Origin of the sequence: Kitasatospora sp. NPDC097643 (genome assembly GCF_040302625.1) — a bacterium.
GTDB lineage: Bacteria > Actinomycetota > Actinomycetes > Streptomycetales > Streptomycetaceae > Kitasatospora.
In genome coordinates this window covers 20,570-34,159 of sequence record NZ_JBEOSA010000086.1, presented here as the reverse complement: position 1 = coordinate 34,159, position 13,590 = coordinate 20,570, and the positions used below count along the sequence as shown (strand labels likewise).

The 13,590-nt window shown below is 76.5% G+C and carries 11 protein-coding genes and 1 pseudogene; 6 read left to right on the top strand and 6 right to left on the bottom strand.

The window, feature by feature from the left end; all coding sequences use genetic code 11:
* Nucleotides 1–179 precede the first annotated feature (179 nt).
* From ABTY15_RS35745 to ABTY15_RS35735, 3 genes are all read right to left on the bottom strand, one after another.
* Complete coding sequence (locus ABTY15_RS35745) at nucleotides 180–1,016, bottom strand: hypothetical protein (protein WP_350605137.1); 837 nt, start codon at nucleotides 1,014–1,016, stop codon at nucleotides 180–182.
* Nucleotides 1,013–1,585, bottom strand: coding sequence for an RNA polymerase sigma factor (locus tag ABTY15_RS35740; RefSeq protein WP_350605135.1), 573 nt, complete (start codon nucleotides 1,583–1,585; stop codon nucleotides 1,013–1,015). The genes ABTY15_RS35745 and ABTY15_RS35740 overlap by 4 nt, the downstream gene beginning before the upstream one ends.
* A 268-nt stretch (nucleotides 1,586–1,853) precedes the next feature.
* A complete protein-coding gene (locus ABTY15_RS35735; protein ID WP_350605133.1) occupies nucleotides 1,854–2,327 on the bottom strand; it encodes a MarR family winged helix-turn-helix transcriptional regulator in 474 nt (157 codons plus the stop codon).
* A gap of 119 nt (nucleotides 2,328–2,446) precedes the next feature.
* Here ABTY15_RS35735 and ABTY15_RS35730 point away from each other — a divergent pair, with 119 nt between their 5' ends.
* Complete coding sequence (locus ABTY15_RS35730) at nucleotides 2,447–2,857, top strand: organic hydroperoxide resistance protein (protein WP_350605132.1); 411 nt, start codon at nucleotides 2,447–2,449, stop codon at nucleotides 2,855–2,857.
* A gap of 181 nt (nucleotides 2,858–3,038) precedes the next feature.
* Here the strand turns inward: ABTY15_RS35730 and ABTY15_RS35725 are convergent, their stop codons facing one another.
* Nucleotides 3,039–3,389, bottom strand: a complete 351-nt coding sequence (locus ABTY15_RS35725) for an SHOCT domain-containing protein (protein WP_350605129.1) — start codon at nucleotides 3,387–3,389, stop codon at nucleotides 3,039–3,041.
* 154 nt (nucleotides 3,390–3,543) lie between these two features.
* Between ABTY15_RS35725 and ABTY15_RS35720 the strand changes: the two genes are divergently transcribed.
* Complete coding sequence (locus ABTY15_RS35720) at nucleotides 3,544–3,915, top strand: hypothetical protein (protein ID WP_350605127.1); 372 nt, start codon at nucleotides 3,544–3,546, stop codon at nucleotides 3,913–3,915.
* A 149-nt stretch (nucleotides 3,916–4,064) separates the two neighbouring features.
* On the opposite strand, the gene ABTY15_RS35715 is transcribed toward ABTY15_RS35720, so the two are convergent.
* Nucleotides 4,065–4,715 (bottom strand): LamG domain-containing protein, encoded by a 651-nt coding sequence (locus ABTY15_RS35715; protein WP_350605125.1) that lies wholly within the window; start codon nucleotides 4,713–4,715, stop codon nucleotides 4,065–4,067.
* Between the two features lie 121 nt (nucleotides 4,716–4,836).
* Here ABTY15_RS35715 and ABTY15_RS35710 point away from each other — a divergent pair, with 121 nt between their 5' ends.
* The 3 genes and pseudogenes from ABTY15_RS35710 to ABTY15_RS35700 all read left to right on the top strand — a co-directional run.
* A complete protein-coding gene (locus ABTY15_RS35710) occupies nucleotides 4,837–5,634 on the top strand; it encodes a DUF8823 domain-containing protein (RefSeq protein WP_350605124.1) in 798 nt (265 codons plus the stop codon).
* A gap of 271 nt (nucleotides 5,635–5,905) precedes the next feature.
* Nucleotides 5,906–9,367 carry a hypothetical protein gene (locus ABTY15_RS35705; RefSeq protein WP_350605122.1) on the top strand — a complete coding sequence of 1,154 codons (3,462 nt, stop codon included), beginning with the start codon at nucleotides 5,906–5,908 and terminating at the stop codon, nucleotides 9,365–9,367.
* 153 nt (nucleotides 9,368–9,520) lie between these two features.
* Nucleotides 9,521–10,471 (top strand): annotated as a pseudogene (locus ABTY15_RS35700) (MFS transporter); the annotation flags it as partial.
* A 206-nt stretch (nucleotides 10,472–10,677) separates the two neighbouring features.
* Here ABTY15_RS35700 and ABTY15_RS35695 read toward each other — a convergent pair.
* Complete coding sequence (locus ABTY15_RS35695) at nucleotides 10,678–11,307, bottom strand: CBS domain-containing protein (RefSeq protein WP_350605142.1); 630 nt, start codon at nucleotides 11,305–11,307, stop codon at nucleotides 10,678–10,680.
* Nucleotides 11,308–11,601: 294 nt separating this feature from the next.
* Between ABTY15_RS35695 and ABTY15_RS35690 the strand changes: the two genes are divergently transcribed.
* The gene (locus ABTY15_RS35690; protein WP_350605121.1) at nucleotides 11,602–13,518 is read left to right on the top strand and encodes a hypothetical protein; all 1,917 of its coding nucleotides are present in this window, start codon (nucleotides 11,602–11,604) and stop codon (nucleotides 13,516–13,518) included.
* Nucleotides 13,519–13,590: the final 72 nt, after the last annotated feature.

The window sequence follows — 13,590 nt, the reverse complement described above, 5'->3', positions numbered from 1 at the left end:
CCCCGCCCCGCCCCCCCGGCCGTGGCGGCCGGGGGGCCGGCCCCCCCGCGGCGGCCCCGGGCGCTCCGGTGTCCGGCGGATCCGGCGTCCGGCGGACCCGGTGTCCGGGGCTCCGGCGGCTCCGGTGTCCGAGGGGCCCCGGCGGCCAACGGCCCTCGGGGCTTCGGCGACCGCGGCCCTCACCGGATCCGAGCCGCTCCCCTCCCCCGGACCGCCCGCAGGCCCAGCCACCCGCCGCCCGCCTCGGGCGGACCACCCGAGCGGGCACCCGAGCGGGCACCCGGCCAGGCGACCGGCCGAGCATCCGCTCCGGCCCCCGGCCCAACACCCGACGCCGCCCCCGACCCGGCCCCGGGCCCGGGCCCGGGCCCGGCCCGCAGGGTCAACAGGATCTCCCCGTCGTAGCCCTCGGCCAGCAGCCGCACCACCTCCGCCGCGCCGCCCGGCCGGACGTCGGGGGCGAGCGCGGGCAGCCGGCCCGGCCCGCTGAGGTCCTGCGCCTGCGCCGCCCAGCGCGCCGCGTCCCCGGTCTCCCCCTCGGCCGCGTAGTGCACAGCCAGGCAGTGCACGGCGAGCTGGTCGCCGTACTGGGCGGCGATCCGCCACCAGAACACGCCGTCCGCCGCGCGGCCCGTGCCGTAGAGCAGACAGCCGAGGGTCCGGAACGCCGTCTTCTCGGCGAGCTCCAGGTCCAGCGCCAGCTCGCCCGGTTCCACCGCCCCGGCCACCACGGCACACAGGTGCCGCAGATCGCGCCGGAGCTCGGCCCGCCCGTCGGTCCACCACGCGGCGGGCGGACCGGGGCGGCGCGCCGGACGGGCAGCCGTCGACGGACGGGCGGCCACGGACGGACGGTCGACCGTCGGCGGGCGGGCCGGCCGCTCACGCGGCTCCGGGGCCGACTGGACGGCCGCCAGCCGTTCGGCCAGTCGGCGGGTGAACGCCAGCGGATCGTGGTCGCGGAATTCGCACTCCAGCCCGACGCGGTCCGCACGCAGCAGCTCGGCGGCGCTCACCGCGCGGCCCCGCCGTCCGGCTGGTCCAGCAGGTACTCCAGGTGGCGCCGCCCTAGGCTGTAGTAGGTGCGGGCGGTGGTGTGCGCGATGCCGAGGGTCCGGCCGATGTCGGGGTAGGACAGGCCCGCCTGGCGCAGCCGGACGACGTCGGCCTGGACCGGCGCGGCGCGGGCGAGTTCGTCCATCGCCCAGTCCAGGGCATCGAGTTCGGCGAGCTCCTCCAGCTCGTCCTGACTGGTGTCGGGGCGACGCTGGGCGATCACCCGCAGCCGCTTGCGCTCGGCGCGGCGGCGTTCGCGCAGCACGTCCACCACGGCGTCCTTGAGGACCTTGAACGCGAAGGCCTGCGGGTCCGCGCTGGCCAGGGCCCGGCGCCAGTTCGCGTAGAGCGCGGCGCCGGCGTTCTGGACGGCGTCCTGCGCGTCCTCGCGGTGGCGCAGGCGCTGCTGCGCGTACCGGAGGTAGCCGGGGTTCTCGCGGGTGAAGAAGGCCTCGAAGTCGGCCGGCAGGTCGCCGAGCGGGTCCGCCCGCAGGGCCCGTTCCTCGCCCGGTCCGGGGGTGTTCCGCACACGCGCCCCCTTTCGTGGGTCAGCTGGCCGGCCCACCGGGTGGCACGCCGACGGCCCTTGCGGGCTCGTGGTGTAACCGTCCGGGAGGTGCGGGTTGTTGACCGGATCGGCCGGACAATTGCCGACCGTTTCCGATCGCTTCCGAACACCACCGCTGACCTGCCGGTTCGGCCCCGCCTGCGCCCACCCCCACATCGCCGCGTGACCCACATCACACCCTCCGGGCCGCCGACTTGACCCGGGCCGCCCCGCCACCCCTCGGCGCGACCTACGGAGCCGGCTCCACCGCCGCCGCGTCCAGCGCGGCCGTCACCCGCTCCAGCAGCGCACGCATCGCGGCCAGGTCCTCCACCGGCAGCCCGGTCGCGGTCAGCAGCCGGCGCGGCACCTGTCCGGCCCGCGCCCGCAGCTCCGCGCCCTCCGCGGTGAGACTGACGGTGACGGACCGCTCGTCCTCGGGGCTGCGCTCACGGCGGACGAGTCCGGCCGCCTCCAGGCGCTTGAGCAGCGGCGAGAGCGTGCCGGAGTCCAGCCGCAGCCGCTCGCCGATCCGCTTGACCGGCAGCTCGCCGTCCTCCCAGAGCACCAGCATCACCAGGTACTGGGGGTAGGTGAGCCCGAGGTCCTTGAGCAGGACCCGGTAGACGCCGCCGAAGGCGCGCGAGGCCGCGTTCAGCGAGAAGCAGATCTGCTGGTCGAGGCGGAGCAGTTCCTCGTCCGCCATGCCGGGAAGCGTCGTCATGAAGCCCATGGTACCGATCACACTCACACCATTGAGTTGTGCCCAATTGAATTGCGTGCTCTACTTGTCACCGGAAGGCGGCCCGCACGAGCCGCCGCAGGACTCGAAGGGAACGGACCATGGACGCGCTCTACACCGCCGCCGCCACCGCCAACGGCCGCGAGGGCCGCGCCGTCAGCTCCGACGGCCAGCTGGACCTCGCGCTGGCGATGCCGCCCGCCCTCGGCGGCAACGGCCAGGGCACCAACCCCGAGCAGCTGTTCGCGGCCGGCTACGCGGCCTGCTTCGCGAGCGCCCTCGGCGTGGTGGGCCGCCAGGCCCGGGTGGACACCAGCGACGTCTCGGTCACCGCCGAGGTCACCATCGGCAAGGACGACGCGGGCTTCGGCCTCGCCGTCGTGCTGCGGGTCGAGCTGCCCGAGGCGCTCGCCGGCGAGAACGGCGCACTGCTGGTGAAGCAGGCGCACGAGGTCTGCCCGTACTCCCGCGCGACCCGCGGCAACATCCCGGTCGAGCTGATCGTCGAGTAGTCACCGACGCGACGGTCGGGGGTGGGTGGCCGCCGACCCGATGGTCGCAGGCGGGTAGTCGCCGACCCAACGTCCGCAGGCGAGCAGCCGCCGTCGAGAGGTCGGACGAGCGGCACGCCACGACCGGCACGCGGGGCCCGTCGCACCGGAAGGTGCGGCGGGCCCTCACCCCTACCCCGGGTCAGCCGCCCGGCCCGTTCGCCGAGCGCAGCGTGTCCAGCCGGTGCCGGTACTCCTCCGCGTCGATCTCCCCGCGCGCGAAACGCTCCGCCAACAGCTGCTCGGGTGTCGGCCCGGGCGCCCACCCGGGCGGCCCGCCCTTGCCCGCGGGCGTGCCGCCACCCGGAGTCACGCCCGGAGCCACGCCCGGAGCCGCCGGGCCGTGCTGCACCTGTCGCGGCGTCCGCGACACGTACCGGAACAGCGCGACGGCGGCGAGCACCAGCACCGCCAGGACCAGCAGCATCGCGATCGCCATCAGACCGATGCCCCAGCCACTCATCCCGTGGCCGGGCCCGTGCCAATGCCTCATCGGGACCTCCTCCTCCGACCCCGCCCGGGGCCCGCCGAGGTGATGAGCGCCTTATCACCATCCTGCGCCCGTCAGCAGGCGAAGCGACCTGAAGAAAGCCTGAGAAAACGTTCCGGCGCTCGGCTGCCGATTCGCCGAGGTAGCGTTTCCGCCCATGAACCACCACCCGCCGGCCGACGACCGCTCCCCCGAGCAGCTCGTCGCCGCCGGGGCGCTGCGACGCCACACGGACCCGCGCCCCCACCCGGCGCTCGGCCACAGCCCGATCGCCTACGTCTCCACGGCGCTCTGGGCCGAGCTCACCTCCCTCGCGATCGCGCCCGCCGCCGCCGAGGCCACCGCCGTAGCCCTGCTGCACACGATCGCCGCCGAGGCCGTGGACGCGGCCCTCGCCCCCGGCAACGAAAGCGCCCCGCACAACGACCTGTACGTGACCCACCCGGCGCACATCGGCGCCAACCGGCGGACCGTCTGGTTCCAGCGCTCCGGTCCGCACGGCCCGATCACCGCCTCGTTCGCCCCCTGAACCGCCCGGGAACCTGCCCGGGAACCCGCCCGGGGAACCCGCCCGGCCGGTCGCGGGCCACGCTCGGCATCCACCGCCGAGCGCTCAACCGCCCAGCACCCACCGCCGAGCGCTCAACCGCCCAGCACCCACCGCCCAGCGCCCAGCGCTCAGCGCTCCACCCGCAGGCTGTGGCAGACCCAGCTCAGCCGGTCCGGCCCGTCCAGCGGCGGCCGGTCGTGGTACGTCCCGTCCGCGACCGACAGGTTGACGATCAGGTACGCGTGCCAGCCGGCCCCGACCCCGTGCAGGTCGGCGTAGACCAGCTCGTCCTGGACGTACCAGTCGACCGAGTGCGCGCCGAGCACGACCCGCAGGCCGAAGGTCGCCCCGGGCGCGATCCCGGAGCCGCCGCCGTGCCAGTACCGGAACCCGCCCCGGACGTGGTTGGAGATCTCCAGCAGGTCCGGGTTGTCGGGGTGGTACTCGAAGACGTCCACCTCGTTGCCGCCGTCCCGCCAGGTCCAGATCGCCGGCCAGGCCCCGAGCTCGACCGGCAGGGTCACCCGCGCCGACAGCACGTCCCCGGTGCGGACCTGGAAGCCGTCCAGGCTGCCCTCGGTGGTCAGCAGGTTGCAGGTCCAGAGCCCGCCCGTGTGCCGCCGGGTGGCGGCGAACACACCCCCGGGGCAGTAGGCGCGGCTCAGGTAGTCGAGCTTGTGGTCGCTCCGGTTGGTCGGCCCCATCCGGGGGTAGGCGCTGGTGCGCCCGGCGATCCACTGCCTGGTCGAAGTGAAGTCCGCGTCGAACACGACTGCCACGGCCGCCTCCCCAATGCTCCGGTGCCCCGGCCGTCCGAGCCGTCAGGCACACACAGTGAGTTACCCGATACGCTCGGCAATATGCGAACCGGATCGTCCGGGTCCGACGCGGAGTTTCAGGGTGGACGCCCGGGGAGCCCGAATAGCCCGCAACGTCCAGCGGCTCGCCCTGCTCCTCGCCGCCGTGGTGCTGCTCGCCGCGCTGTGCGCCGGCCCGTCCTCCTCGCGCCGGCGGACCGTCGCCCTGCTGGCCGCGTTCGCTGCCACGGCGTACTGGACGATCGACGGCAACGTCCACCTGCCCGCCCCCACCCCGGCCGGGCAGGCGGACGCCCTCGTCCGGCAGCTCCAGTTGCGGCACGCGGAGGCGGGTCGGGTGGAGGCGGTCCCGATGCTCAACCACTGGGAGGCCTGGGGGCTGGCCTCCGCCGTCGAACTGGCCCGGGGCTGGAACCGCCAGCTGGACGTGCAGCGCAACCCGCTCTTCCACGACGGCACCCTCACCGCGGCGAGCTACCACTCCTGGTTGCAGCGCTGGTCCGTGGGCTACGTCGTGCTGCCCGAGGCCGCCGTCGAGCCCAGCTCCACCGCCGAAGCGGCACTCGTCCGAAGCTCCCCCTCCTGGCCGGAGGAGGTCTGGCACGACGGGCACTGGCGGCTGTTCCGGGTCGTCGACGCCCAGCCGCTCGCCGAGCCGCCCGCGACCGTCGAACACGCCGACGCCGCCCGACTGCTCCTCACCGTCCGCACCCCCGGCCCGGTCCTCGTCCGCATCCTCTGGTCCCCCTGGCTCGCCGCCAACGGCCCGCACGGCGCCTGTCTCACCCGGGCCGGCAACTGGACCCTCCTCAGCGCACCCGCTCCCGGCACGTACCGCATCGACGCGCCCTACGCCGTGCCCCGCGGGACGCCCTGCTGAGCACGGGGCACAGCTGACACTGGCACGGCTGAGCACCGGCACGGCGAACCGGTGAGGCTCGGTGGGCGCAGCGCCGGGCCGCCCGAACACCGCCCGGTCCCGTCACCGGCGAACCCGGTGGCAGGCTCGGGGATCGAACGGTCCCGCCGGTCTTCCCGGCCGGGAGCCCGGACGTGAGACTCCGTCCGAGCGGCACGCAGCGCCCGCAAGCTCCGCCGTCCGTCGGAAAACCGTGCGACTACGGGGGCCGCGGGCCTGTTGAATGGCCCGCATGTCCAGCGCACCGCAGAGTCCCGCCGAAGCCGTCGACCATCTCCTCGCCGAGCTCGATCCGCTCGCCTACCCGAACCGGATGAGGCGGCTCGCCGCCTGGACGAAGGGGCTGCTGCGCCAGGGCGGCGGATCGGAGCAGCTCAGGCCGCTGCTGGCGGAGCTGGACACGCGCGGGGCTTACGGCCGAGGGCTGGCCGGGGTCGCCGCGACGATCGCCGAGGACGTCGAGTTCGTCGCCGCGCGGCTGACCGATCCCGACCCGGCCGTCAGCCGCCAGGCCTTGAAGGCGGCGATCCATCTGCCCGTCGCGGACGAGGTGCTGGCGGCGGCGCTGGTCGATGCGCCCGCCGTCCTGCGCCACCGGCTCACCGCCTTGGTCGTGGCCCGCGGGCGCACCGCGCTGGCGGAGCGGCTGCTGCTCTCCGTCCGGCAGTCGTGGGGGGACGCGGCGGCCGCCCGGCTGCTGTCCGCGTGCGGGCCCGAGACCGTGGCCGAGTTCCTGCCCGAGCTGTTCCTGGCCGTGGCGCAATGGCGCCACCTGGCCCGCCGCTACCCCGACCTGGTGCTGGACGAGGTGACCCGGCAGCTCGACGAGTTGCCCGAGCCGGTCCGGGTCGCCTGGTGGGGGCGCAACGGCGCCGCCTTGGCGGCCGTTGCCGGGCAACGGCCGGAGCGGGTGCTGGACCTGCTGGAACGCCACTGCCCCACGCGTTTGCCGCTGCCGGTGCAGCAGTGCCTGGGCCGGCTGCTGACCGCCGCGCCCGGCCGGACCATCCGGCTGATCACGCCGCCCGAACGTGCCGCCACCGCGTCGATCTCCCGCAGCGCGCTGACCCGGGCCGCCCGGCTCGACCCGCCCGAGCTGTCGGACCTCGGCCGGGCCTGGAGCACCGCCCCGCTGTGGCTCGCGCGGCTGCTGCGCGCCCTGCCGCCGTCCCGGCGCGAGGCGTTCTACGACCACGCCACCGCCGGACGGGACCTGAGCCGCAGTGAGCTGTCCGAGGCCGTGCTCGACGCGTTGCCCCGCCGACGGGCGCAGGCCGAGGCCCGGCGGATGGCCGCGCAGGCCGTCGAGCGCGGCGCCGGGTGGTCGGTCGTGCTGGCCCACGTCGCCCATCTGCCGGTGGCCGAGGCCTGGCCCCGGCTGCTCGCCGCCACCCGCCGGCCGGCCGCGGAGGACCGGGCGCTGGCGTACCCGCTGCTGGTCCGCAACGCGGCCCGGTCGGGGCGGGCGGACGCGGTCGGCGAGCTGCTCGACGAGCTGGTGCGGTTGCGCAACGAGCAGGATCCGGTCCGCGCCCCCGCGCTGGTCGCGTTGGCGGCGGTCCCGCCCGCGCTCTTCACCGGGGCGGCGGCCACCGCCCTCGGCCGGATCGCCACCGACGCCGTCGAGGCCCGGGACACCTCCTGGACCGCCCGGGAGGCGCTCTCCCGGCTGGCCCTCGGGGTGCTGCGGGAGCATGCGGTGAGCGGCGAACAGGCGCTGGTGGGCTGGGCCTTGGACACCCTGCGGCAGCTCTCCGGGACGCTGGGCAGCGTGCCGCTGGGCCGGCTGGACACCGTGCTGCGGCGCGGTCAGGAGGTCCAGGTCTTCGAGGCGCTGCGACCGTGGCTGGCGGCCGGCGCGGACAAGGTCGACCACACGCTGACCTTCGCCCTGGCCGGGGCCCTGGGCCGGCGCGCCCGCCACCTGCCCGAGTTGCAGGAACTCCTCTGGGAGGCCATCCAGTTCGGCAACAACGCGACCGTCATCCAGGCCGTCCCGTACTGGCTCGCCGACCCGGCGACCCGGGACGAGCGGGTGGCACGGGTGCTGGAGCTGGAGCCGTCGGCAGCCGTCCTGCGGCCGGTGCTCGACGTGCTGGCCCGCCGGCGCACCGACCTGCTGGACACCGTGCTCGCCGACACCCCGCCGTACGGGCGCTTCCTGGTGAAGGGGGCGCGCTGGCTGCCGCCGGTCGACGGGATCGAGTGCTGGGTGCCCAGGCAGCGCGCGGCCGCCGCCCGTCTGCTGGCCGGGGCGGCGGGGGACGCCTCGCTGCCCGTGCACGTGCGGGCCGGGCACCTGCGCACCCTGGTGGCGGTCCCCGAGCTCGGCTTGGCCACCGTCCGCCGCTACGTCGAGTCCCTGGACACCGTGCTCGCCGAGGCCGCGCTCTGGGCCCTGGTCTGGACGGACCGGCCCGCCGAGGCGCTGCCGTTGCTGCTCGCCCAGGCGGGGAACGACCGGGCGCGGGTGGCGCTCTACGCGGCCGGGCGAGCCGCCGGATTCGTCGCGCCGTCCCGGCTGGCGCCCATGCTGCGGGCGGCGCTGCTGCCGGCAGCGGACGGCCCGGACCGGGCGGCCGGCGGGGCGACGGCAGCCGCCGCCGTCGGAGCGAAGGTCACCAGCCGGAAGGAACTGGTCCGGCTGGTCGCCCGCCTGCTGCCGGTGGACACCGCCGGCGCGCTCCTCGCCGAGGTGCACGACCTGCCCGGGCAGCACCGCGACGTACGGGCGGCCGCGGTGGCCGCGGTCGTCGGCCTGCTCCCGGCGCCCGCGGCCTGGCGGCTGCTCGAAGGTGGCGCGGCGGGCGCACCCGTGGCCCGGTCCGCGGTGCTGCGCACCCGGCCGCTGGACCTGCCCACCACCGACCGCGCCCGCTACGCCGCCCTGGTCGGCCGGGTGGCGAGCGGCGACGACCCGGAGACGGCCCACGCCGCGCTCGACCTGCTGTCCGCCTGGGCGCCCTGGTACCCGGAAGCGGAACAGCTGTTGCTGGCGGGCACCGTCGACCTCGCCAACCGCTCCTCCTGGCGGGCCTCGGCGACTGGCCTGGCGACGCTGTCCACCGGCGGCACGGGTCGTCGGCTGACCGAGGCACTGGCGCAACTGCTGGCCGGCGAGGCGCAGTTCGCGGGCGGCGAGCAGTACGGGGAGGACGCCGGGCTGGACGCGGCGGCCGACCGGGACCGGCCGGCCCGGCAGCGGATCGACCACCTGGTCGCCCGGCTCGGTGCGGGCGTCGCCGACCGCCCGTCGGCCGCGGCCGTGGCGACGGCCGGTGCGGCGGCCGAACTCCTCTCCACCGCACCCGACTTCGCGCCCCAGGCCATCCAACTGTGGACCGCCGCCCTGGACTTCGACGCGACGCACGACCACCTGCTCGCCGAACTCGACCGGTTGGCCGCCCTGCACGCCGACCGCCCGGTGCTGGCCGCCCGCACGGCGGAGGCCCTGCGGAGCAGGCTCAACACCCCGCGCCGTCCGGGCGACCCGACGGTGCTGCGCGGTGTGGCCGAACGGCTGGCGGCCCACGGCGGCTGCGCGCACGGCCTGTTCGCGGTCGGCCTCGCCCACGCCCTGGGCTCGCGCACCGGGTGGCCACCGCACTGGCGCGCCGCGCTCCGCACGCTGCGGAGGCACCCGCAGGCCGACGTCCGGGAGGCGGCACTGACGGTGCGGACGGCGGTGGAGTAGGTGGAGTAGCGCCGCGGCGGGGCGCCCCTCGGGCCGGCCGCACCCGGGACACCCCCTCAGGAGCCCACGGCCCGGGCCCAAACCGGGCGGTGGGCTCCTGAGGGGGGCGTTGCTAGCCTGTTCCGCACGATCGGGAAGAGCGCCGAACAGCGGATGTCCAGCGTGCCGGCGCCGAACGGTCCGCAGCGTGCCCTCATCGCCGCGAGCTTCGTCAGCCGGGTGGGCAACGGGCTGTTCAACACCGCCGCGGTGCTCTACTTCACGCTGGTGGTGCACCTGCCCGCCGCCCGGGTCGGTGTCGGCCTGACGATCGCCGGGCTGGTCGGGCTGCTGGCCGGGATCCCGGCCGGGAACCTGGCCGACCGGTACGGCCCGCGCACGGTGTGGTTGACGGCCCTCATGATGCAGGCCGCGACGATGGCCTCGTTCGTCCTCAGCGACGACTGGGCCACGTTCACGCTCATCGCCACCCTGGACCGGCTCGCGGCAACGGCGGGCGGCGCCGCAGGCGGCGCGCTGATCGCCCGGGCCGGCGATGAACGCCCGGCGGCCTTCCGGGCGAAGCTCCGTACCTTCGTCAACCTCGGCGTGATCCTGGGCACCCTCGGCGCCGCCTTCGCCGTCTCGGTCGGCACCCGCCCGGCGTACACCGCGCTCATCCTCGCCAATGCCGCCGGCTTCGCCTGCGCCGGCCTGATCGCCCTGGGCGGCGTCCCGAACTACCCGCCCCCGCCCCGGCCCGAGGAGCACCACCGCTGGGCCGTCCTGTCCGACCGGCCGTTCGTGTCCTTCGTCGCGCTCTACGGCGCGATGGGCCTGCAGTACCAGACCGTCTCCCTGCTGCTGCCGATCTGGCTGTCCGCCCACACCGACGCGCCCCGCTGGACCGTGGCGGCGGTCTACGCGGTCAACAGCGGGGTGTGTGTCCTGCTCCGGAGCAGGATCGGCTCCCGGGTGAAAACCCCGTGCGAGGGCGGCCGGGCGTTCCGCCTCGCGGGGCTGCTCTTCCTGGTCAGCTACCCCTTGATGGCCCTGACGGCGGACGTTCCGGCCTGGATCGCGCCGGCGCTCGCCGTCCTCGCCGTCCTCGCCGTCCTCGCCGTCGTCGTGCTCGGCGCGTTCTTCGCGGCGCTGGGTGCGGCGGGCCCGCCGGTGGCCGCGTGGGCGGAACGCACCCGCCGCACGAGCCCCGACCCGGCCGACGCAACACCTGGCCGGCCCGACGAGGCCCCGCTGCCCGACACCGCCCAGCTCCCCTGCCGGCGCGGCGGACCGGAGCCCGGCGGACCAGAGCGCGCCGGACGCGGGGATCAGCCCACCGGCGCCGGGGTTCCACCGGTGTCCAGCCGGTCGGTGACCGATACCACGCCGTCCACCGAGCGGCAGAGGTTCAGCACGATCGACACCAGGTGCGGCTCGGGCACCGTGCCGCTGAGCACCACCCGGCCCTGGTCGACCTCCACGCCGATCTCGGCCGGGCTGACCCCCTCGATCCGGCCGAGCACCTCCTCGACGATCTCGCGCCGGATCACCCGGTCCTCCCGCAGGAACACCCGCAGCAGGTCGCCGCGGCTGACCATGGCGATCACCCGCCCGTCCTCGTCCAGCACCGGCAGCCGCTTCAGCCCGTGCCGGCTCATCAGCCGGGCCGCCGCGACCACGCTGGTGTCGGGCGTGGTGCAGACCGGCTGCGTGGTCATCAGGTCGGCGGCCGTCACCGCGCCGCCCGCCCCGGCGCCCGCCGACTCGGGGGCCGGCAACAGGCTGCCCGGATCGTCCTGCGCGGCCAGGGTGCGCAGCAGATCTGCCTCGGAGATCACGCCGAGCGGCCGACCCTCGCCGTCCACCACCGGTACACCGGTGATGTCGTACTCGGTCAGCAAGGTGACGATCTCCCGGAAGCCGGTCTCGGGCGCGACCCGGACCACGGGGCTGGTCATCACTGATTCGACGGTGGCATGCCGCACGCCGGTTCACCTCGTCCACGACGCTGGTTCGTCCGGGTGGATCGTCCCGGCCGGTACCGGCAGCATCCCGCCCGGCGGCTCGAACCGCCAGGGGCCATGGGGCCGAACGGGTGGGACCAACGGCCCGGTACCCGGCCGCCGACTGCTGCGCCCGCGCCCGCCCCGCACCCGCCCCGCACCCGGCGCCCCGGACGGCGCAACCATCACATGATCGACTCGTTGGACCGTCCACCACACGACAGCACGCACACCTTTGGGGAGGGCCCGTTGGCAGGACGGACAGGGGGCGCGGCGGTACCGCCCCAGGGCGCCGGGGCACGGCCGGTGGCGCAGGCCGAGGCCGCGCTGGTGCGCCACTACCGGAGGCTGGTCCGGCTGGCCTACCTGGCGCTGCCCGCCGACCGGGACCGCCACAGCCGGGTGCTCGCCGCACACGCCGCCGTCCAGCGCGCCCTTCCCAGCCGCTGGTCCCGGCAGCCCGAACCGCCGGACGGCGACGAAGGCCCGGTGTACGCGGCGCTGCGCCTGCGGGTGCTGCGCGCCGCCCTGCACCCGGCGCCGGCCCGGCGGCTGCTGGCGCCCCGGGTCTGGGGCCTGCGCCTGTTCACCCCGCACGGCGGCGAGGAGGACGCGGCGCTGGACCGCGCGTTGGGGGCGCTCGACGCACCCGCCCGGGCCGCGTTCGCGCTGCGCGCCGTCGAGGGGCTGAACGCGGAACGGACCGCCGAGACGCTGCGCGCCGCCGGCGTCGCACAGGCCGAGGAGGCGGTCACGGCGGCGGCCGGGCTGTCCGGCCCCGCGGAGCCCGAGCCCCCGGCCTTCGACCCGTGCGCCGTCCGGGTCCAGCCCACCGACCTGCTGCGCCGCCGTCGCACCCGCACCGCCGCCCTGCTGGTCGGCGCGCTCGGGCTGACCAGCACGGCGGCCGTGCTCGGCGGCGCCGGCACCGCGGTGCCCGCCGCCCGTCCGCTGCCCGCCCCGCCCGCGGGCGCCGCCACCGATCCGGCCCGCCTGGTCCGGGTGCCGCCGGAGCTGTGGCAGCACACCTCGCGGATCGACTTCACCGCCTGGCCCACCCGGGGCGACCGGCGCGAGGACGGCGCGCTGCTCGGCCGCGCGCTGGCGGCGTGGGAGCGGCCCGGCCCGCAGAGCCGCGCCGAACCGGGCGTGGACACCGCTCCGCCCGCCACCCCGCCACGGCTGCTGTTCGCCGGCACGGTCGACGGCACCGCCGTCGTCCTGCTCTTCGACGGGCAGCGGCTCGCCCGGTTCACCGACGGGCCCGGCGGCGGCCTGGACCTCGCCCGGGCCGACGACGGCGACCCGACGACGGCGGGCGCGGTGGTGCTGCGCCGCCAGGGCACCGCCGTCCGCTATCTGCTGGCGCCCTGGGTGGACGCTGCCGAGACCCGCCGGATCGACCAACCCGACGCCCCGAGCCGGCCGTTGGACCACCCCGACGGCGTGACCGCGGCCGCCCCGGCCGGTCTGCTGACGGACTGCCAGGGCGCCTCCGTGCTCCAACTGCGTTCCTCCCCGGCGATCTCCCCGGCCGCCGAGAAGCAGGCCTTCCTGCTGGCCGACCTGGGCGGGCTGCTCCCCGCGCACCTCACCTTCACCCCGCCCCCGGACCGCGCCCCGACCGCCGACCGCACCCCACCCCCCGACCGTTCCCAGCCCGACCGCGAGCCGCGCGAGGCGACCGGCCCGGACGCCTTGCAGGCCTGGGCCCGCGCGGGCTGCGCCGTCCCGGACGCCACCCCCGGCGTCCGGCAGCTCACCGTGTGGGCGTTCGCGGTGCAGCCGCTGCCGCAGAACGCGGGCACCGCCGCCTGGTTCTGTCTGCGCGCCGACCGCTGGAACGGGGAGGGCAGCGCCGCCACCGCCGTGCTGCTGCCGTCCGCCCGTGGCCCGCAGCGCACTGGCGGCGGCCCTGGCCGGACCTGCGGCCGCTTCGAGCCGGACACCGTCGGCTGGACGTGGTGGCGCTCCCCGCAGGGGACGGAGTTCCTGCTCGCGGCGGGCAGTCGGCGGGTCGCCCGGCTCACCGTCAAGGGCCCGGACTGGTCCGCCGACAAGCCCGTCCCGGACCACACGCTCGCGGTGGACCGCCCAGCGCGGACGAGCGTCCAGCTGGAGGCGGTGCTGGAGAGCGGCTCGCGGATCGTCCCGTTGCCGCGCTGAGCCCTCGGCCACGCCCACCGAGGCCACGCCCACCGAGGCCACACCCACTGAGCCCGCGCCCACTGAGCCCGC